Genomic DNA, 20,257 nt, shown 5'->3' with positions numbered 1-20,257 from the left:
GCACCTGCCGGTGCTCAAGCTCCGGCCCTGCGGGCCACCGCATCCTACGGACAGTCGTTCTCCGGAACGTCGCACCTCGCGAAACCCTCATCACCTCCGCCTTCAAAACCACTATTCATGGTTCTGACCAAGCGGATCATCCCCTGCCTGGACCTCAAGGATGGGCGGGTGGTCAAGGGCACGCACTTCGTCGGCCTGCGCGACGCGGGCGATCCCGTGGAGCTCGCCCAGCGCTACAACGAGCAGGGTGCGGACGAGGTGGTCTTCCTCGACATCACCGCCACCAGGGAGAACCGGGGCACCATCATCGACGTCGTGCAGCGGGCGGCCGATCAGCTCTTCCTCCCGCTCACCGTCGGCGGCGGCATCCGGACGATCGACGACATGAAGCAGATCCTCCGGGCGGGCGCGGACAAGGTGAGCATCAACTCAAGCGCCGTCCAGAACCCGGACCTGATCTCGCAGGGTGCAGAAAGGTTCGGCACCCAGTGCATCGTCGTCGCCGTCGATGTCCGGCGAAACTACGAACCGGCGCCGGGAAAAACACCGATCACCCTCGCCGACGGCCAGGAGTGCTGGTACGAGGTCGTGACCCACGGCGGGACCCGGGGCACGGGGCTTGACGCCGTTGCCTGGGCGAGGGAAGCCGAGGAGCGCGGGGCCGGCGAGATCCTGCTCACCAGCATGGAGACCGACGGGACAAAGGAGGGGTTCGATATCTCGATCACCGCTGCAATCTCGGAGGCGGTCGGGGTTCCGGTGGTCGCGAGCGGCGGCGTGGGCACGCTCGAGCACTTCTACGAAGGGTTCACAAAAGGGATGGCCGACGCCTGCCTCGCGGCAAGCGTCTTCCACTACGGCGAGTTCACCGTTCGCCAGGTCAAGGAGTACCTGGCGGGACGGGGTATCCCGGTACGGCTCTAAGGTCGAGCGCGAACGCCGCGACCGGGTGCTCGAGGTCGAACGTCCCGAGAACGGCCGGGTGAATCTCCCCGAACACCCCTACTATTCTTCCGCCGACGATGATATCCCCGCGGCGGCCGTCGAGGAACGCCGGGTCGGCCGATTCCGTGACCGTGTAGGGGAGCGAGATCTCCCGGCAGAGGACGTCCGCCGCCGCGTACGCCTCGGAGAAGTCCGCCGCCGGGTGGATGCTGACCGCAGCGGCCTTCTGGTAGGTCGTGCAGTCCTCGACCACGTCGCCCACCGCAAAGAGCCTCTGCGGGAGTTCGCGGTGCTTGTTCGCAAGAAGCATCTCCATCAGCAGGGGGAGGAGGTCGGTCCGCACCACCGTCTGCTCCTCGCTGATCGGGTGGAGCAGCCGCAGGGTTCCGGGGGCGGGGTCCCGCTGCATGTTCGTATACAGCACCCGCTCGTTTGTGAGGGTGAACGGGATCACCTCGAGGTACCCGAGGCCGGTCATCACCGACCGGACCGCCCCCGCGAGGGCGGGGATCGGGTGCTCCTGCGCGACGGTCGATGTGGCCGGGAGGGCGGCATCGAAGTTCTCGATGCCGTGGGCTATCGCCACGTCCTCGAAGATATCCCAGTCGTGGAGGATGTCCGAGCGATAGCAGGGAACGAGGACCCGGACCCGTGAGTCGCCGTCGGGCTCGGCCCCGAACCGCATCCGGCGAAGGAGCCGCGCCATCTCCTGCGGTGTGAGGGAGAGGCCGAGGAGGCGGGAGCACTCCGCGACCGAGACCACCCTTTCTGCGGGGGCGAGCGTGGGCATCTCCTCTCCGTCGACGGTGACGGTCTCGACCGTCGCCCCGGCCTCGATGAGCGCCGTGCAGATGATGTTTACCGCCGTCATCACCGCCTTTCTGTCGGTGCCGGTGCAGTCGAGCAGGATGTTCTTCGTCGCCGCCGTGACCCTCGTCAGCTCGCCGTTGATGATCGGCGGGAAGGAGAGCACCCGGTCGTCGGCATCGACGATCAGCGGGAACTTATCGAAGTTCTCCACCAGGTGAGCGTAGTCCCGGCCCTTCGGGTGGTCAGCGAGGATCTCCTCCATCGTCATCTCCCGCTCGAAGTCGAGCGGGACGAAGGAGCGGTCACGGGGCGAGGCGACGTAGCGGAACGGCGGGGTGACCGTATCGAGGTCGTGGACGCCGATCGCCACCTTGCCGCGCCCGCGCCCGACCGCCCAGTGAAGGGCTTCCTGGAGCGCCATCAAACTCTCGATAGCCTCTTCGTCGAGGTTGACGTTCCGGATCACCGCCGAGCCGAGGAACGGCCGGATATCGGCAAGCCCCGGGTCGACCGAGAAGGCGATGCCGGAGGGGCGGACGGTGTAGGCCGAAAGCCCCTCCTCAAGCCCGAGGAACCCGCGCATCGCCCGGGCGACGCCCTCGGGCGAGTAGAGGTCCGGCCTGTTCGGGAAGAACTCGACGTCCACATGGTCTTCCTCGATCCGCTCGATGTCGGCCCCGATCATGGGGATGCGGTCGATGATCGTCTGCCGGTCGGTGCCGGCAAGCCGTTCAATGTACCGGTAGGGTAACGTGATTATTGCCATTCTCACCGCCTCCCGCCGTAGGTGGGCGTCTCCCGGATCCACTCAACGTCGCTCCGGTAGAGCTGCCGCAGGTCCCGGAGCCCGAGCCGGAGCATCGCCACCCGGCTGATCCCGAGGCCCCACGCGAGCACCGGGTGCTCGATCCCGAAGGGCTCGGTCACTTCCTGCCGGAAGATGCCCGACCCGCCGAGTTCCACCCAGCCGAGCCCGTCGACGTAGACCTCCGGCTCCACGGAGGGTTCGGTGTAGGGGAAGTAGCCGGGACGGAACCGGACCTTCTCAAAGCCCATCTTGGCGTAGAACTCTTTTAGGAACCCGAGGAGGTGACGTAAGTTGACGTCTTCGTCCATAACGATCCCCTCGAGCTGCTCGAACTCCGCGAGGTGGGTAGGGTCGATCGCCTCCCGCCGGTAAACCCGGCCGATGCAGAAGGCCTTCACCGGTGGTTTGGGGTGCGCTGCCAGGTGCTGGATGGAGAGGCCCGTCGTGTGGGTCCGGAGCACGCACTGCTCTGCCTTTTCGGCACTCCAGGTCCCTCCCCACCCGGCAGACGACGTCTCGCCGCCGTGCTCGTGTATGTCGCGGACGCGCTCGTATCCTGCCGGAAGCGGCCAGCGTTCGCCGAGGAAGAAGGTGTCCTGCATCTCCCGTGCCGGGTGATCCTGCGGCTGGAAGAGGGCGTCGAAGTTCCAGAACGAGCTCTGCACGATCCCGCCCGCCATCTCCTCAAAGCCCATATCGAAGAGGATGCGGCGCATCTCGTCGATGAGCCGCTGGTAGGGATGCACCTTCCCGGGATAGGCGCGCTTCGGGAGTTTCGTGACGTCGTAGCGCCGGAGGGGGAGGTCCTTCCACTCACCGGAGAGGATCTGCTCGCGGGTGAGCGTGCCCGCCTCCTCCTGCAGGTCGAGCCCTTCGGCGAGGAGTTCACGGCCGCGAGGCGTGATCGAGACGGTGTAGGCGACGGTCTCCTCCTCCTGCACGAGCCCGCGTTTTGCAAGATCGGCGACCCCAACGCCGTCCCCGATCGCACCGTTCTCGCCGAGCCGGGCGAACGCGGTTTCGTCGGGCCCGGGGGCGGTCTTGCCGGTCTTCTGCACGACCCCGTCCCGGATGACGATCCAGCCCTTTTTGCGCATCCAGCCGATGGCGATCTTCGCAAGTGGGTGGCTCTGGAGGTCCCGCATCGGGATCGTCTCTTCGAAACTCTCGAGCAACTGCCGCTCGGGGAGGCCTTTTCCGATATAGGCCCGCCCTTCTTCCGTCGGGGTATACCGCCGGGAGACGTGCTTCTCCACATCCACGAGCCCCCGCTCGCCGGCGAGGTTCGCATACTGCACCACCGCCTCCCGGCGGGTATCCATCTTCTCCGCAAGGACGGCCGCGTCGGCCGTCCCCATCGATCCCAGAACAACCAGGAGTTTCTTCTCGTTCAGCGTCAGTTCCACCATCACACTTCCTCTGCAAGGTGCTCGACCGCATCCATCCTATCCCGCAACTCCTTGAGGAACGCCTGCACGCGCTCATTCGTCTCTTTCTTGCACTGTCCACAGGTGAGTTCGCCGCTCTCGCACCGCCGCCGCAGGTCGGCGAGTCCCACGTCGTCCTCGAGCATGTGGAAGAGGTTTAAGAGATAGACAGAGCAGGCGTCGGGCTCGCCTCCAAGGCGCTTCTGCTCCTCAAGCGTCATCCGCCCGCCGGTCAGCGCCGCCATGACCTTCTTCCTGACCGATTTGTCGGACTCGTAGAACCCGAACGAACTCTCGGGCACGCTGCTCGACATCTTCCCGCCCTGGAGTCCGGGCATGAAGATGTGGTAGGTCGAGGAGGGCAGATAGAACCCGAACCCGCCGTGTGCGATCTCGATCTCGCGGACGGCGTCCTCGACGCGGTCCAGCGGAAGGCCCCTGACGTCCACGTGGCCCGCGTACTTCTTCGAACCGGGGAATGCACGGTGCACGGCCTCGAGAGCCTTCTGTGGGGCGTTCTTCGACCGGATACTGACGTGATCGCCGCGGTCCTCGACCGTGAACATCCTGAGTTTGTAGGCCACGTCCCGGGTGAGCCGGAGATGCGGGTCCTGATCGAGGCCGACCGGGACGATGGTGGGGGCCGGGCCGGCGTCGAGCTGCGGGAAGAGGATGTCGGCAACCTGGGTGATGACGCTCATGGCGTGGGATAGCGACGTTTCGGGCCCGAACCCGTAGATCGCCGTCATTTCGGAGAAGTTCACCTTCGTGGACGCCTCGAACGCGAGATCCTTCAAGCGGTCGTTCCTGCTCTGGTAGTAGGTCGTGCCCTCAAATCCCAGGGCATAGAGGGCTTTGAGGTACTCCTTCCCGTACTCGCGGCACTTCTCCCACGAGATGCCGCGGACCGCGTGCGCCTCCCGGTCGGCAATGGCGACGTAGCCGTTCCCGCCCTGCCGGACGTGCCAGACCACCTCCTTCATGACCATCAGGTGCCCGAGGTGCGGGAGTCCCGAGGGCATGAACCCGGTCAGCACGTGAAACGGGGTGCGCTTTTGGATGGCGTCGGCTACCAGGTTGTAATCCCGGTGCCCGACGACGATGCCCCTGCGCATAAACTGCGGTACCTCGGGAAGCCTTCGTGCGACCTCACCGATCGGCTCGATGCCGAACTCGGCAAAGAGTCGATCCAAATCGACGGTCTGGTTATTCGACCACGGGTTCATTTCTGAATGCATGTACTGACGCTCACAGTTTTATTCGGGCGAATTCGACGTATCTGATATCGGTGTTATATATGCAGGCAAACAACATCTTCTTTTTGACGCTGTGAGCAAGCCTGACCGACCGGGAGACGGCACTCATCGGCGTGGAGGTCCCGGACGGGACTGCGTGGACGAGCATCTCCGAGTGGCTCTTCTTCCCGGAGTAGACCCGGAAGTGATGCCCGAACTTGTAGCCGGTTCTCGGGATGTAGCCCTTCTCCCGGAGGTCGGAGAAGACCCGCTCTTTTTCACGGATCTCGACGTCCTTTTCTGCCGCTGCATCGAGGAACTCCTCTGCGGCCATCGATTCCCCGTCCCGCGTGATCGAGAGGCAGCGTCTGCGCATGAGGTAGATCGACTCGACCGGGCGGAGGAGCAGGCGCTCGGGATCGAGCCGTTTGCCGTACCAGTCCTCCTCGAGAGGGGTCCCCGGCGGCAGGTGGGCGAGCGCATAGGTGCCGAAGAGGGAGGCCTCCGCCGGTGTTGAGCACTCCGCAGGCTCCCCGACGGCGGGGAGGTCCTGCACCCGCACCTCGTAGTAGGTCAGCTCGTCCTCGTCGTCCACGACCGCGAGGAGGTATTGTTTGCGCATGTTGGCCGCTGCGAGCACGTCCTGGCTTAATTGGTCGAAGTCGACGATGTCGCGCTCGGAGAGGACCCGGATCAGGTAGCGGGACTTTCCGACCCCGGGCTTGTGGCCCCGGCGGAAGACGCGGAAGTCCTGCGGCCCGGGCTGAACCACGTATCCCCGCTCGCGGATGTCGCGGTAGACGAGATACCTGCGGACAAAGTTCGGCTGGCCGGCAAAGAGACCGAGCAGGGCATCGAAACCGAAGTCCTTCACGTCGATTTTGTTGCGTTCCATGAGGTAGAGCGCCTCTTCGGGAGAGAGACGGAGGCCGGTTCCCTCCAGCCGCCCGTAGCCTCCCTGCTCGTAGAGCGTGCGTCCTTCCCTGCCGAGGCGCACCCAGGTTCCGTCGAATGTCGCCAACACGTGCTAGAACTATAGGGAGTTCACGTTCATTAATGGATTGCCGGGGGTGAACCACTACGCTTTTTGCGTGCCGCACCGCACCAGTGATCGATTCCATGACGAAAGGATACCAGGACTTCTGGCGCCCGGGGATGATCCTCGCGGCACTGCTGATCGCGGCGGTGCTGCCGGCAGGCATCGTCTCTGCAAGCGAGACCTCTCCGGCGGTCGCCTGGAACGTGACGTTCACGCCGGAGAATATCAGCAAGTTCGATGCCGTTGCACCGACCGCGGACGGCGGCTTCATCGCTCTCGGCTCCACCCTCACGCAGATGTTCGGGGGCAGGGAAGAACTCCTGCTCGTAAAGACCGACGGCCGGGGGAACGAGGAATGGACCGTGAAAATACCCGACATGGCACCGGCCTCCGTTGCACAGACCGGTGACGGCGGGTATATCATCGGCGGCTACAACATGTCCACAACCGTGGTCGATCAGAGCCTCACCTCCGAGGGCACCTCGTTCCTGATCCGGACCAATGCAGCCGGGGAGGAGGAGTGGCGGCGGGTCCTGCCGGGAGAGAAGATCTCGGCTGTCCGCCCGACCGCCGACGGCGGGTATGCCGTCATCGGGTGGCTCTGGGAGCCGCCCGAATCAGAGAACGACACGACGGCGGTCATCACAAAGACCGACGGTGACGGCACGCCCGTCTGGAACCGGACGTTCCCCGGCATCTCCGCGAACGCAGGAGTTGTGACCGCCGACGGAGGTTATGTCATCGGAGGCACGACGTCGCCCTTCAACAACGACATCGGTGACGCCTTCCTCATCCGCCTCGACGGCGACGGCAACACGCTCTGGCACGAGAATTACCAGGCCCCGGTCGTCTATGACATCGAGGAGACCGATGACGGGCGGTTCGTCTACTCGGGCAACTATTGGTACGGCCTCGTCGACGCAGAGGGAGAGGAGGTCTGGCTCAGGAATATGGAGGGGCTCTCCGGCTACGCCGTCGCCCTGCAGCCTTCCGGCGGGTATATGGTTGCGGGCACGGACGCGAGGATCGGAGAGGGCTTCGCCCTCGGGATCGATGCGGACGGGACGATCCGGTGGAACACGACCTTCCCCGCAACCGGGGTCTATGCGGCCTCCAGCGCTCCCGGCGGCGGCTACGCCCTTGCAGGCATCAAGTACCTCTCGGCCGACACCAGCGCCGCCTGGCTGGCCGGCCTCACGGAGCCGGCGCCCGCCCCGACGGCGGCACCGGGATTCGGTGCAGCGGCCGCCGGGGCGGCGTTCCTCCTGCTGCTCGCGGGAAGGAAGCGGAGAGGGTAAACCCCTCATTCATTCACATTATTTCAGGGGTTCTCCTTCCGGAAGTAGAGGAACGCCCCCGCTCCCACGATGATGAGGGCAAGCAGGCCGGGGATGAGGTGCGCATAGGCAAAGTCCGGCACGGTCCCGGGCTGCGGGCCGGTTTCGGCCGCGACCACCTGCGCCGCGCCGGCGCCGGGCACTTCGATGAAGAGCGCGTACGGGCTGAAGTGAGAGGCAACGGCCGTGATACTCCGGACTCCCGGGTGGATGGTGGTCGGAACTTCCTCCCAGGCATCCGTAGACCGGTTGTACCGCTGCACCACGAGCCCGCCCTGCACGCTGTTGTTGTAGACGGCATCCCACTGCTCTTTTGTGAAGTTGAACGAGAGGGTCACCGGCGGTGAGAAGGCGGCTCCTTCCGGCCCGGCAAGCCAGGCATACCCGGTAAACGCGTACGCGCCCACACCGGGCACCGCGGGCACGTCGGCCGCATCGAGAGAGGAAAGGGTCACCGCGCGAAGCGGGTTTCCGGCGGCATCGACCGCCCTGACGCCCTCCGCAATGGCGAGGGTCGCGATGCCGTCGGCGGAACCGAGCAGGGCTGCCCGCTCCACGAGGCCGGCCTCCCCGATCTGCAGCCGGCCGGGATCAGCGTCGTCAGGGGTGGTGGTCGGCACCGGCTTTGGCGTCGGGGTGGGTTTCGGCGTGTTCCAGCCCGGATCGACCCAGGCAGAGCCGCCGCCACCACCGCCTCCGCCTCCCCCGCCGCCACCGCCTGACGGCTTCTGCGTCGGGGTGGGCGTTGCCGGGGCGGGGCGGATGGATATGTACTTAGTTTTCACCGCGGTGCTGCTCCCGGCGGCGTTCCCTGCGGTCAGGTTGACGGTATAGTTCCCGGCAGCGGCGTAGGTGTGCGAGGGATGCCGGTCGGTCGAGGTCTTCCCATCACCGAAACTCCAGAGCCAGGAGGATGGCTCACCGGTGGAAGTATCGGTGAACGTGACCTTGAGGGGCGCCGTTCCGTTGAGGGGCATGGCATGGAATCCGACGATGGGCGGGCCGAAGGTGCGGATTTGCATGGTTTTTGTGGAGTGGTCACTGCCGCCGGAGACTGTCAGACTGACGATATAAGTTCCAGGTTTTTCGAATACGTGGACGGGGTTCTGCATGACAGAGGTCTTTCCGTCGCCGAAGTTCCAGGACCACGACACAGGCTTCCCCGCCGACGCATCCGCAAACCCGACGGTGAGCGGGGCGGCCCCGACGGTCACGTTGGCGGTGAACCCGGCGGTCAGCGGTTCGAGGACCGTAATGTAACCGGCCCGAACCGTTGTGTTCTCTCCCGCATCGTTTGCTACGGTCAGGGAGACGGTATAGGTGCCGGGGTTCTCGTAGGTGTGCTCCGGGTTCTGCTTCGTCGATGTCTCGCCGTCCCCGAAGTCCCAGAGCCAGGTGACGGGGCTGCCCATCGATTCGTCCGTGAACTGCACGCCGAGAGGCGCACCACCCGACACCGGTGCGGCGGAGAAAGCGGCGGCCGGCGGTTCGGGCGACTCTACGCGAACGAGATCCGTCATCGTGATAGTGTCGGCCCCGAACCGGTTGCTCACCGTGAGCGAGACAGTGTAGTCTCCCGGTGCCCCGTAGGTGTGCTCCGGATTCTGCAGTGTCGAGGTATTCCCGTCGCCGAACTCCCACTCCCAGGTGTCCGGGTCGCCGGCCGACAGGTCGGTGAACAGGACGGCAAGCGGCACCACACCATCGGTCGGGTCTGCCGAGAACTCCGCCACCGGCGGCGCTCCACGGGCGTAGGTGAAGGCGTAGATGTCCGATCCGCCGCCACGGCCGTTCTGCCAGACGATCTTATCACCGCTGACGGCGGGATAGAGCTGCTCCTGCTCAGAAGGATAGACGGGCATCTGTACCTCTTTTCCGAGAGAGAGGTCGCAGATGTAAACGTTCCAGTTCCCGCTCCGCTTGTCCTCCCAGGCAATGAGGTCTCCGTCGATCGAGGGAGAAACCTGAGCAGCAGGGTTGTCGGTGATCCTCTGCTCTCCGGCACCAGGATTGTCGAGATCGAAGAGGTAGATATCGGGAGCTCCGTTCCGGTAGTCCTCCCAGACGATCCTGCTCCCCGATATCGACGGGTAGGTCTGCCGCTCACGGTTCTGGATAACCGGCTGTTTGACGTCATTCAGGATATCATACAGCCAGATGTCCCCGTCCCCGGCACTCTCCTCCCAGACGATATACCTGTCCGAGAGTGCAGGCTTCCAGTCGGTCATCGGCGAGCAGGAGAGGAAGGTCTCGCTGCCTGTCCCTATGTCGTAGAGGCAGATATCCGTGCTCCCGCTCCGGGCATCGTACCAGATCACATGCTCTCCGTGAACGACGGGCATCCACTGGTCGGCCGGGTCGTCGGTGAGCGGTATGGTGCCTGTCGATCGCTTGAAGAGGTAGATATCCGGGCTCATGTTCCGGTTCTCCTCCCAGACGATGTAGTCCCCCGAGACGGATGGATACCTCTGCCCCGTGCCCTCGTCCGCAACCCGCCGGCCTTCGCTGCCGGGGGTATACGAATAGTAGATAGACTTCCCGTTCCTGCCGTCTTCCCAGACGACCATGTTCCCGTCGATGTCGGGGTGCTCCTGCGATCCGCCGGCGGTGCAGAAAGGCACCGCATCCCCCGGAACCCCCTCCCCGGCCAGAGCAGGCGATGCCAGCAGTCCGATGGCAATGGCGGTACAGATAACTATCAGCACTTTAGATTCGGCCATTCTTTAATCACCACGATGAGAACGCCCCCTTCGTCCCATACGATGGTGTCTGCACGCATACCGGGAAACGGACCTTTCCCGTCGGCGTGCAAACGGAGATCCTGTGGAATTTCGGAGAAATACCGGAGCTCCACAGGATAAAGGGTTCGCGCGTTGCAGGATAGAATTATTAATATAAATATCTTGCCATAAACAGGGGCGAGGGAAGAGAGTGTTCCACCATATTATAAAAAATGAGAAATATTAATCGTAGCAGGAGGCGCCGCACCATAACCGGCAGCACGGTCTCGTCGGGAGCAACGTCCCGGGGCGCTTACGCGCCCGCAAGTTCGCGGACCTTCGCGATATTCCCGGCATCGCCCCGCCGCTCGTCCACCGGCGTCTCGCAGATGAGGGGGAGGGAGCGGACGGCCGAATGGCGGAGGATATGCCGGAACCCCTCCTCCCCGATGGACCCGAGCCCGATATGCTCATGCCGGTCAAGTCCGCTCCCGAGATCGCCCTTGCAGTCGTTGAGGTGGACGACCCGGAGGCTGGCGAGGCCAATCGCGTCGTCGAGCTCCGCAAAGACCGCATCGACCCCGTCCTCGGTCCGGAGGTCGTAGCCGGCAGCGAACGCGTGGCAGGTATCAAAACAGATCCCGACCCTCTCTTTTGCATCGATCCCCTCCACGATCCGCGAGAGGTCATCGACGGTCGTCCCCACGCTGTTCTTCTCCCCGGCGGTGTTCTCGAGGAGGAGCATCACGTCGCTCTCCCCGGCATCCGCAAACGCCCTGTTAATGGCGGCAACGACTCGCTCCTGCCCCGCCGCCGTCCCGGCACCGCGGTGGTGCCCGAGGTGGGTCACGAGATAGGGTATCCCGAGGATGGCGCACCGCCGGAGTTCTTCGGCAAGCGCCGCGACCGACTTTTCGTAGATCCCGGCATCGGGCGAGGCCGGGTTCGGGAGGTAGGGCATGTGATCGACGGCCGGGCCGATGCCCGACGAACTCACCGCGGCCCTGAAGGCCCCGGCCACACCGGGGTCGAGGTCCTTTGCCTTCCAGCCGCGGGGGTTCCTAGAGAAGATCTGAAACGTATCGCAGCCCGCGTCAAGGGCCCGCCCGACCGCACGGTCGATCGAGCCGGCGATGGAGACGTGGCATCCCACCAGCACCATACCATAACTCTCGCCCCTGAAGCGCTTAGGCCTTCCCCCGCCCGACTTCGCAAAGCACCGCCGCCCCGAACTCCCGGGTCCCGGCGGCGCCGCCGAGGTCGGGTGTCCGGATGCCTGCGCGAAGCACCCGGTCGACGGCCTCCTCGACAACCGCCGCGGACGCGGGATCGCCGAGATGTTCGAGCAGCATCGCGGCGCTCCTGATGGCCGCGACGGGGTTTGCAATATTTTTGCCCGCGATGGCGGGAGCGCTCCCGTGGACGGGCTCGAAGAGGGCGGCACGCTTTCCGATATTCGCGCTCGGGAGCATCCCGAGCCCCCCCACCAGGTAGGCGGCGGCGTCGGAGAGGATGTCCCCGAACATGTTGGTCGTCACGACCACGTCGTAGCGGTCCGGGTGCATCAGGAGGTCGAGGCAGAGCGCGTCGATGTAACTCGCCCTGCAGGGAACTCCCGCCCGGGCAGCCTCCGCCGTGCAGACCTCGACGAAGAGGCAGTCGGATTTCAGCACGTTCGCCTTGTTGCCGACGGTGAGGTGGCGGCGGGACTTCGCGAGGGTGCAGGCGTACCGGGCGATCCGCTCGCTGCCCCGGCGGGAGACGACCCGGACGGTGCAGGCCCGGTCGGGCTCGGTCCACTCGATGCCGGAGTAGAGCCCCTCGGTGTTCTCCCGCACGATGACGACGTCGACCCCCTCGCCCCGGATCGGGCGGACGTTCGCGTAGAGGTCGAGAGCGTGGCGGATCTGCAGAAGCACGCTCCGGTACCCCGGGTCCGGCGGCGTCGTGATCGCCCCGAAGAGGATGGCGTCTGCTGACTGGAGGTCGGCGATCGTCTCCTCGTCGCAGCCGCTCCCGGTCCGCTCCCACCGGCCGTATCCCACCTCGACATCGAAGAACTCGAAGTCCGGGCGCACGGCCGCGAGGATATCGCGGGCTACCGGGACGACCTCGTGCCCGATCCCGTCGCCCTCAACGACCGCTACCTTTACCATCCGTCTCTCTCCATGCGCCCGCAACCTTGCGGACCGCCTCCGCAATATCCCACGACGACGCTCCCCAGTGGACCACAGCGCCGAACAGGCCGTTCCGGCGCCCGATCCCGGCCCGTTCGCTCCGGCAGCACCGGGCAATAAAAGGCTCGCCCGCCACCGTCTCGAGCGGGCAGATGTTCTCCACCGTAACGCCCTCCCCGTAGCACTCCCGCAGCAGTTCCCGTGCCGTCAGGCATCCGGCGACACGGTCGCCGGGCCGGAGCGGGTCCGCGTCGACGGTGCGGGGGAAACCGGCCGCACGGCAGGGGTAGACGTCGGCCCCGATCTCCCGGATGTCCCGGACATGGTGCTCGAAGACGATCTCGAGGTCGCCGAAGAGCCCGGTTCTCTCGAGGTCGCCAAGCGTGGCCGAGAGGTGGGGGCGGGGCGGGGTGATGTCGTAGACATGGATGCGGAGGAACCTCGAGAGGTCCGGATCGAGCACGAACGTGGTCTGTTCGCCATGGCCGCAAAATACGGTGCACCGGTACCCGGACCGCATGGCCTCCTGTACCAGGAATGTTCGATCCTGAACGTTCACGCGTTCCGGGTAGCGGTAGACATCGTCGCCGGATGCGATCACCCGGGCCGAGAGCACGTTACGCATCAATCCGGTCCCGTTCGGGTCGGTCTCCACCTCGACGACCTCAGTGCCGTCGGCGGTCTCCCGGACCAGGTAGCGCGAGAGGAAGTAGGCCTTATCCCCGCACGGGGTGCCGTTCGCGGACCCGACAAACTTGCAGTGGGGAGGAAAGATCATCGGTGCGACCCCCAGTAGGGAACCAGCCCTCCGGCCCGGAGGATGGTGATCATCCTCCCCGAGAGCGGGCGGGCGGGATAGCGTTTCCCGTCCACCTCCACCCATCCTGCATCGAGGTCGAAGGCGACGCGGGCGCCGTCGGTGCAGGAGACCGCGGCCTCGAGCACCGGCAGGCCGACGTTGACGGCGTTCCGGAAGAAGATCCGGGCGAACGACTCCGCGACGACCCCGACCACCCCGGCCTCGCGGAGGGCGACCACCGCCTGTTCGCGGGACGACCCGCAGCCCATGTTCCTCCCGGCGACGATGATCGAACCGCTGAGGCGGGGGGCGAGCGCCGGGTCCAGGTCCTCGAAGGCATGCTCCGCCCAGACCGAGCGGTCCTTCGTCCGGAGGTAACGGCCCGCGATGATGACGTCGGTGTCGATGTCGTTCCCGAGACAGATTGCCGGCCCGGCTCCCTGCATCACGCCACCTCCGGCGCGGTAATCTCGCCGGCTATGGCGCTCGCTGCGGCGGTGGCGACCGACGATAGGTAGATCTCGCCGCCCACGCCCATCCGGTTCCTGAAGTTCCGGTTGGCGGTGGAGAGGCAGACCTCCCCCTCCCCGAGCACCCCGGCATGCGCCCCGAGGCACGGCCCGCACCCGGGCGGCACAACCATGCATCCCGCATCCACGATATCGGCGAGGACGCCGGTGGCGATCGCGCGGGCAAGCACCGTCCGCGAGGCGGGAACGACCACGGTGCGGACAGCCACCTTCTTCCCCCGGACGATGCGGGCGAACCGGGCGAGATCCTCGTAGCGGCCGTTCGTGCAGGTCCCGACGAAGACCTGGTCGAGGTGCGTGCCCGCGACCTCCTCCGCCTCCCGGACGGTGTCCACCCGGTGCGGGACCGCGACGAGGGGCACGATATCGCCGAGATCGATATCGACGGTCCGCTCGTAGCGGCAGTCCTCCGGCGTTTGAGACGCCGCGGCAAGCCCGTAGTCCGCGAGGTAGCGGACGGTGGCCGGGTCGGCGTAGAACATTCCCGTCTTCGCCCCCGTCTCGACCGCCATGTTGGAGAGGGTCAGCCGCCCGTCCATGGAGAGGCCTGCCGCCCCGTCACCCACGAACTCCAGCGCCCGGTAGGTCGCTCCTTCCATCCCGAGCCTGGCGACATAGGCGAGGGCGACGTCTTTTGGCTCCGCGGCACAGGGGAGGTTTCCTGCGAGGTTGACTGCGATCGTCTCCGGGACCCGGAACCATGTGGCCCCCGAGGCCCAGACCGCCGCCATATCGGTCGCTCCCATCCCGGTGGCAAACGCGCCGAAGGCGCCGAGGGTGCAGGTATGGGAGTCGGCGCCCACGACTACCATGCCGGGCCGGACGACCCCTTCGCTCATCACCTGGTGGCAGATTCCCCCGCCGGCGTCCGAGAGCGCTATCCCCGAGGACCGGGCATACCCGCGGAGCTCGGCCTGGAGCGTCGCCGTCGTGCCGGTGTTCGCCGGGACGATGTGGTCGAAGATCAGGCGCAGGCGTTCGGGATGCGGGAGCCGTTCCACCCCCATCTCCCGGAGCGCCTCCCGGGCGAGGACGCCGGTTCCGTCGTGGGCAAAGGCGATATCGACCTCCCGGTCCACGTACTCCCCCGCCGGCGCGCCGAGGATCCGCTCCGAGAGCGTGCTCACTGGACGGCCACCTCCTTTGCCCGCCGCAGAAGCCCGCAGAGCACCTCGCGGGTGACGGTGCACTTCCCTTCGCTCTTCTGTTTGACCTGATCGAGCACCCACCGCGCCTCCCCGTCAGAGAGGTCGAACCCGTAGGCCTTCGCGACGTGCTCAAGCGCTCGCCTGCCGGTGTGCTTCCCGAGGATGAACCGCCGCTCGCTGCCCACCAGCTCCGGGGGGATGTACTCGTAGGTCAACGGATCGCAGAGGATCGCGGCGATGTGGATCCCGCTCTCGTGGGCAAAGGCGTTCTCGCCGACGATCGGCCGGGTACGCTCCGGGGCCACGCCCGAGCACCGGGCGACCAGCCGCGAGATATCCTGCAGGCGGGTAAGATCGTAGCGGTCGACGCCGCCCTTCATCCGCAGGGCGACAAGCACCTGCTCAAGAGCTGCGTTTCCGGCACGTTCGCCGATGCCGTTGACGGTGGTGTGGAGCTGGAACGCCCCGGCGGCCGCTGCCGTGATGGTGTTTGCGGCAGCGAACCCGAGATCGTTGTGGCAGTGGATGCAGAGCGGGAGAGGGGCCGCATCGAGGATCCCCGAGACGGCCGCATGGACCTCAAGCGGCGTGAGGCACCCGACCGTATCCGCGAAACTGACGAGATCGGCACCGCACTCGACGCCCCGGGTATACATCTCGATGAGGAACGCCGGATCGGTCCGCGAGGCGTCTTCGGCAGCGAACCGCACCTGCACACCGTGGTCGGTGGCGAACTCCACCATATCGAGAGCGCCGTCAAGCACCTCCTGTCGGGGTTTGCGGTACTTGTGCCGGATGTGAAGGTCCGAGGTCGCGAAGAATATGCTGACCATGTCCACGTCGCAGTCGAGCGCCGCCTCGATATCGGGCTTGAGCGCCCGTGCCAGGCAGCAGACCCGTGCAGAGAGACCGCCCCGGGCGATGGCCGCAACGCATTCCCTCTCCGCTGCCGACACCACCGGGAAACCGGCCTCGATCACCTCCACCCCGATCTCGTCGAGCAATCGGGCGATAGCCATCTTCTCATCAAGGGTAAACGAGACGCCGGGAGTCTGCTCCCCGTCTCGCAACGTTACATCACAGATCTCGATATTCCACGGTTTCATGGTTCTCACCTTCAGGGCAGGCGCCTTCGATCACCACCGTCCGGGGGCCGTCCTGGGGGAGGACGAGGGCCCGGCGAAGCGTCGCGGTGTCGTCTGCAGCGCAGACGACCGGGTTCGCCCAGGCGATGTAGCGAAGGATATCGGGGACGGGGTGGCCGCCGGTCATCCCCATCCGGTTGTTCGCAAGGACGATACAGAGGAGCGGGAGTTTGCGTTCGTAGACGTCAATGAGGGCGTTCAGCCCCGAGTGCAGGAGCGCGTAGTCGCCGGTGAGCGCGACGCCGGGGCCGGTCGCAGCCACGGCAACCGACGAACCGAGGCCGTAGGTGGCGATGCCGACCCGGTAGGGGGGGTTCATCGCGAGGATTGCGCACCCGGCGTCGCAGACCGCCCGCATCCCGCGCTCGCGGAGGACGGCAAACGCCGGGTGGAACGGGCAGTCCCGGCAGAGTGTCCGCGAGAAGCCCCGGGAGGAGAACCGTTCCGGCTCCCCGGCGGGCTCAGGTGGGGTGAGCAGCCGGTGCTCCCGGAGGAACGGGCGGCCGGTCTCGCGAACACGGGCGAGCGCGTCCGGGTCCGCCGGGGGCGGGTAGACGGTGACGACACGCGGCATCCCTCCGACAACACGGTTCAGCGGCGAGGACCGCGACCAGGCAAACATCGCCGCGGTCCGGCGGTCGGCCGCCTTCGCCCGTCCGGCCATCGTGAGTCCCGGGTCCGCGAGGCTCCCCTCCCGACCCCGCCGGGCAACGGGGGTGTCCGGGACATCCGCGTCCAAAAGATCGGGCGTGACCCTGACGATGGCAACGCGGGAGAAGGCCTCGGATGCCTCGAACGCCGCCTCGACTGCCGGGCCGAGCGTTTCGCCGTCGGGTTCGAGAACCGGAACCCGGGCCACCTCGCCGTAGTAGCGGGAGTCCTGCGCGACGTCCGATGCGATCGGGCGCACGTCGTCGCCGGCGACGACCACGACGCCCGCCCGGAGTCCCTGGGCGGTGGCGTGCACCAGCGGGTCGGCGCAGGCGTTGAGTCCGACATGCTTGACCGCCACGGCGGCCCTCCGCCCGGATAGCGAGTCGCCGAGGGCATACTCGAGGGCAACCTTCTCGTTTACGGTGATTACGGCCCCGGCCCGGGCGGCAATCTCCGATACAGGGTATCCGGGGACGGCGTAGCAGCGGTCTGCCGACCGGAGGAGGGCCAGAGCGAGCGCCTCAGTGCCCTTCATGTGTCCCTCCCCGGCGTAAGATCGCATCCGGTGCACGCCGCACACATCGTCAATGCCCGGCGGGGGTCGAGCCTCGCCCGGCGAAGGAAATTCTCGTGAACCTCGCAGAGCCTGATCAGCCGGTCGGCGGAGGGGCGGGGCCGGCCGGCGAGGGACGCCGCCGGGGTGAGGGGGCGCAGAACCGGGATGACCCCGATCGCGGCGAGGTCTTCAATCACCCGTTCCAGGTCTTCATCGGTCTCCCCGAGACCGACGATGACGTTCGAATAGACACGATCCTTCCCGAAGAGCGCGACGGACGACGAGAGCGATTCCCAGACCCCATCCCACGAGAGTCCGGGGCACATCTCCGAAAAGAGGTCGGGAGTCGCCGCCTCGATGTTGAATTTCACCTCGGCGACGCCGAGCGCGTGAAGCCGGGCCGGGGTCCCGGGGCGGGGGTAGATCGAGACTCCGATGGGAAGTTTGAATGGGCGGAGCGCCGCGACGACCTCGAGGACATACGCCTCCTCCTCCTCGATCGAGGAGGCGACGCCGCTCGTGATCGCGATGGCGTCGATCCGGTCGGCGACGCTTGCGACCATCTCGACCACCTCGGCGATCCCCTTTCGCCGGCCGGGGAGATCCGGCACCGGGCAGTAACGGCAGCAAAAGATGCAGGTCCCGCTGACGGTGATGTAGGCCTGGCGGGGGCAGTGGAGGGCGGCGGGCTCGAGCCGGCCGGCGACGACGTCGCCGTCGATGAGAAGGTCGGCCACGCCGCCTCCCCGGTGGACGACCTCGATGGAACTTCTCTCATCGATACCGACCCGGACCCTTCGGCCGTCGCCGGGGGAAAAGAAGAGCGAGCCGGGCGTCCCGGCCGAAGGTCCGGCAGCGGAGCGGGATACATACGGCTCTGCAGGCTCGCCGGAGAGGCGAACGGTACCTGCCTCAAGCAACCGGGCCTTCAGCCGTTTCCATTCCATAACGCCAGCGCCTCCTCGTACCGCGTGAAAAACGGGATCGCCGCAACCGCCCCGATCGCGCCCCGGCCGTCCATGACGATGGAGAACCGCGGGTCGCCGAGGGCGGCGAGGTCGTCCGCGGAGACCTCTCCCCGCTTTACGCGGCAGCCGAATTCTTCGAGCGGCGAGGGGTCGAACCCTCGCCAGACCGCCATCCCGGTCTCCTCCGAGAGCGTGTACTCTTCCAGGTAGTCGCGGTAGTTCCGGACCAGCCCGTCGGGATCGGAGGTGGCGAACTCGCAGGCGATGGCGACGCAGTTCTTGGTCCGGTAGGGGACGGGATAGATCTGCACGATGGTGTGGGAGAGGTAGCGGGAACGGTCGTCCTCAACTGCCCGTGCGATGTTGTGGGCCAGCGTCCAGGTGGCGCCCTCCTCCGGGGTATCGGTGTCGTCGATCCCGACGATCACCCGCTCGCGGCGGGGGAGCCAGATGGTCGAGCCAGCGAGACGCCCGCCACCGGCAGGGTCGCTCATGCAGCGGATGACGCCCGCGGCCTCGGCACGGCAGATGGACGCCCCCACGCCCCCGCCGCCGAGGCCCCGGTAGGTGACGGCGATCTCGCCTTCTTCGACGGCGACACCGGCGATTCCCGCCGGAAAGACCGAACCCTCGAGCCCGAGGTCGGCGCTACCGGTCGAGAGGAGGTAGCGGTTGGTCGACCCCACGGTGCGGACGGAGCGGACGAGCGGGCTCTGCGCATAGTGGCGCTTGACCCACATCGCGCCGCCGGTGCAGTCGAAGAACTCGATGAGTTCCACCTGCCCGGCGCTCTCGTCGGCCACAGCCACGATCTGTGGATACCGTATCGTATACGGATCAGAGAGTTTCTCCATAAAGACCAGCCGCCTCAACGCCCTTGTTCCCCCAGAAAACAGCGCCGAGTGCTCCGATTCTGCCCTTCCTCCCGTTTGAGTCGATGAACCGGACGCCCATCCGCGCGGCCTCCGCCTCCGCGTCGTCGACCGTCAGGATCTCGGTCTTGACCCGTTTTAGGTAGGGAGACTCTTCTGCAAACGCAATCCCCTGGTATACAGCGATGCCGGTGTCGTTGCTGACCGCTTCGGACTCGATGAAGTCGCGGACGTACTCGAGGAGTTCGTCCACCTTGCCCGGGCGGACCGCAAAGTTCAGGGCGGACCCGACGCAGTTGGTGGTCTTCTTCGGGACCGCGGGGTTCAGCTGCACGAGGCGCATGTCCAGGTACTCGACCCCCGGGATCCTGCAGGCCTCGGCGCACTTGAGCGCGAGCACCCATGTGGCACCCTCCTCGCGGGTGTCGGTGTCGTCGATCCCGATCGTCACCTTCTCATACAGCGGCGATACGATCCGCACCCGGCAGACCCGGGCGCCCCCGATCTTGAGATCGTCTTCGGTAGGATACTCCGCCCGGATCACGCCCGGGGCCTGGGTCAGGCAGGCGGCGACGCCGACGCCCGCCCCTGCGATGCCCGACCAGGTCGTCACCACTTCGTCTCCGGCGACCTCGACCCCCTCGAGCGCCTGGCCGCCGATCTCCTGACCGGCAGCCCCGAAGTTCGCGGGGGACACGCCCAGCCTGGCGAGCATCGTCATCGTCGTGCCCTCGACGTGGCAGGACTGGATTGCACCTTTCGCCCGCACCCGGTTCGCCGCGTCCCACTCGATGGTCCCCCGGGCCCGGCAATGCTCGCGGATCTCCGCAAGACCGGCGTTCTGGTCGACCATGGCGAGGTACTTCATCGAGAACAACGGCCCGAACCGGGTCCTGACTTCATCAGGCGTGAGCGTAATCATGATGTCACCGAAATAATCGTTAACAGGAATGTCGTTGATAACGGTATTTAAGGGGATCGATCGGGAGGGTGCGGGTGAGCCTGAGCGGGCTTTGGTGGGGTGGCGAGAGGGGAAAGGGGGTTATTCCATGCGGTTGAGGGCCCCGGGGCGGGGGGGAGGGAACGT

At 66.3% G+C, this 20,257-nt stretch carries 17 protein-coding genes; 2 read left to right on the top strand and 15 right to left on the bottom strand.

Annotation, left to right across the window (positions count from 1 at the left end; translation table 11 throughout):
* Positions 1 to 117: 117 nt before the first annotated feature.
* Positions 118 to 924 carry an imidazole glycerol phosphate synthase subunit HisF gene (gene hisF / locus BRA62_RS04955; protein ID WP_292365327.1) on the top strand — a complete coding sequence of 269 codons (807 nt, stop codon included), beginning with the start codon at positions 118 to 120 and terminating at the stop codon, positions 922 to 924.
* Here hisF and pheT read toward each other — a convergent pair.
* Genes pheT through endA form a run of 4 tightly spaced genes read right to left on the bottom strand, consistent with a single transcriptional unit; the run spans position 881 to position 6,249 of the window.
* Positions 881 to 2,521, bottom strand: a complete 1,641-nt coding sequence (gene pheT / locus BRA62_RS04950) for a phenylalanine--tRNA ligase subunit beta (protein ID WP_292365325.1) — start codon at positions 2,519 to 2,521, stop codon at positions 881 to 883. The genes hisF and pheT overlap by 44 nt on opposite strands.
* A 2-nt stretch (positions 2,522 to 2,523) precedes the next feature.
* Positions 2,524 to 3,969, bottom strand: a complete 1,446-nt coding sequence (locus BRA62_RS04945; RefSeq protein WP_292365332.1) for a phenylalanine--tRNA ligase subunit alpha — start codon at positions 3,967 to 3,969, stop codon at positions 2,524 to 2,526.
* A gap of 2 nt (positions 3,970 to 3,971) precedes the next feature.
* Entirely contained in the window at positions 3,972 to 5,228 is a 1,257-nt protein-coding gene (locus BRA62_RS04940) for a tryptophan--tRNA ligase (protein WP_292365323.1), read from the bottom strand.
* A 10-nt stretch (positions 5,229 to 5,238) separates the two neighbouring features.
* A complete protein-coding gene (gene endA / locus BRA62_RS04935; protein WP_292365321.1) occupies positions 5,239 to 6,249 on the bottom strand; it encodes a tRNA-intron lyase in 1,011 nt (336 codons plus the stop codon).
* A 95-nt stretch (positions 6,250 to 6,344) separates the two neighbouring features.
* Between endA and BRA62_RS04930 the strand changes: the two genes are divergently transcribed.
* Positions 6,345 to 7,562, top strand: a complete 1,218-nt coding sequence (locus BRA62_RS04930; protein WP_292365319.1) for a hypothetical protein — start codon at positions 6,345 to 6,347, stop codon at positions 7,560 to 7,562.
* Between the two features lie 23 nt (positions 7,563 to 7,585).
* Here BRA62_RS04930 and BRA62_RS04925 read toward each other — a convergent pair whose 3' ends face one another.
* The 11 genes from BRA62_RS04925 to BRA62_RS04875 all read right to left on the bottom strand — a co-directional run bounded on the left by BRA62_RS04925 (position 7,586) and on the right by BRA62_RS04875 (position 20,092).
* Positions 7,586 to 10,321, bottom strand: coding sequence for a PKD domain-containing protein (locus tag BRA62_RS04925; RefSeq protein WP_292365317.1), 2,736 nt, complete (start codon positions 10,319 to 10,321; stop codon positions 7,586 to 7,588).
* A 313-nt stretch (positions 10,322 to 10,634) separates the two neighbouring features.
* Positions 10,635 to 11,483 carry a deoxyribonuclease IV gene (locus tag BRA62_RS04920; protein WP_292365315.1) on the bottom strand — a complete coding sequence of 283 codons (849 nt, stop codon included), beginning with the start codon at positions 11,481 to 11,483 and terminating at the stop codon, positions 10,635 to 10,637.
* 25 nt (positions 11,484 to 11,508) lie between these two features.
* Complete coding sequence (locus BRA62_RS04915) at positions 11,509 to 12,477, bottom strand: isocitrate/isopropylmalate dehydrogenase family protein (RefSeq protein WP_292365313.1); 969 nt, start codon at positions 12,475 to 12,477, stop codon at positions 11,509 to 11,511.
* Complete coding sequence (locus BRA62_RS04910) at positions 12,455 to 13,276, bottom strand: DUF7714 family protein (protein ID WP_292365297.1); 822 nt, start codon at positions 13,274 to 13,276, stop codon at positions 12,455 to 12,457. The genes BRA62_RS04915 and BRA62_RS04910 overlap by 23 nt, the downstream gene beginning before the upstream one ends.
* Positions 13,273 to 13,743 (bottom strand): 3-isopropylmalate dehydratase, encoded by a 471-nt coding sequence (locus BRA62_RS04905; protein WP_292365329.1) that lies wholly within the window; start codon positions 13,741 to 13,743, stop codon positions 13,273 to 13,275. Before BRA62_RS04905 ends, BRA62_RS04910 begins: the two co-directional genes overlap by 4 nt.
* Positions 13,743 to 14,954: a 3-isopropylmalate dehydratase large subunit gene (locus BRA62_RS04900; protein ID WP_292365296.1), complete on the bottom strand. Its 1,212-nt coding sequence runs from the start codon at positions 14,952 to 14,954 to the stop codon at positions 13,743 to 13,745. Before BRA62_RS04900 ends, BRA62_RS04905 begins: the two co-directional genes overlap by 1 nt.
* Positions 14,951 to 16,081 (bottom strand): homocitrate synthase family protein, encoded by a 1,131-nt coding sequence (locus tag BRA62_RS04895; RefSeq protein ID WP_292365294.1) that lies wholly within the window; start codon positions 16,079 to 16,081, stop codon positions 14,951 to 14,953. Before BRA62_RS04895 ends, BRA62_RS04900 begins: the two co-directional genes overlap by 4 nt.
* Positions 16,053 to 17,309 (bottom strand): thiamine pyrophosphate-dependent enzyme, encoded by a 1,257-nt coding sequence (locus BRA62_RS04890; RefSeq protein WP_292365292.1) that lies wholly within the window; start codon positions 17,307 to 17,309, stop codon positions 16,053 to 16,055. Before BRA62_RS04890 ends, BRA62_RS04895 begins: the two co-directional genes overlap by 29 nt.
* On the bottom strand, positions 17,306 to 18,277 hold the full coding sequence (locus tag BRA62_RS04885) for a radical SAM protein (RefSeq protein ID WP_292365290.1): 972 nt from the start codon (positions 18,275 to 18,277) through the stop codon (positions 17,306 to 17,308). The genes BRA62_RS04890 and BRA62_RS04885 overlap by 4 nt, the downstream gene beginning before the upstream one ends.
* Entirely contained in the window at positions 18,259 to 19,152 is an 894-nt protein-coding gene (gene mmp11, locus BRA62_RS04880; protein WP_292365287.1) for a methanogenesis marker protein 11, read from the bottom strand. The genes BRA62_RS04885 and mmp11 overlap by 19 nt, the downstream gene beginning before the upstream one ends.
* Positions 19,136 to 20,092: a tRNA(Ile2) 2-agmatinylcytidine synthetase gene (locus BRA62_RS04875; protein ID WP_292365285.1), complete on the bottom strand. Its 957-nt coding sequence runs from the start codon at positions 20,090 to 20,092 to the stop codon at positions 19,136 to 19,138. The genes mmp11 and BRA62_RS04875 overlap by 17 nt, the downstream gene beginning before the upstream one ends.
* Between the last annotated feature and the right edge of the window lie 165 nt (positions 20,093 to 20,257).

It is taken from the genome of Methanoculleus sp. UBA208, assembly GCF_002498065.1.
In the GTDB taxonomy this organism is placed as follows: Archaea; Halobacteriota; Methanomicrobia; order Methanomicrobiales; family Methanoculleaceae; genus Methanoculleus.
This window is presented reverse-complemented; position numbering and strand designations above follow the sequence as displayed.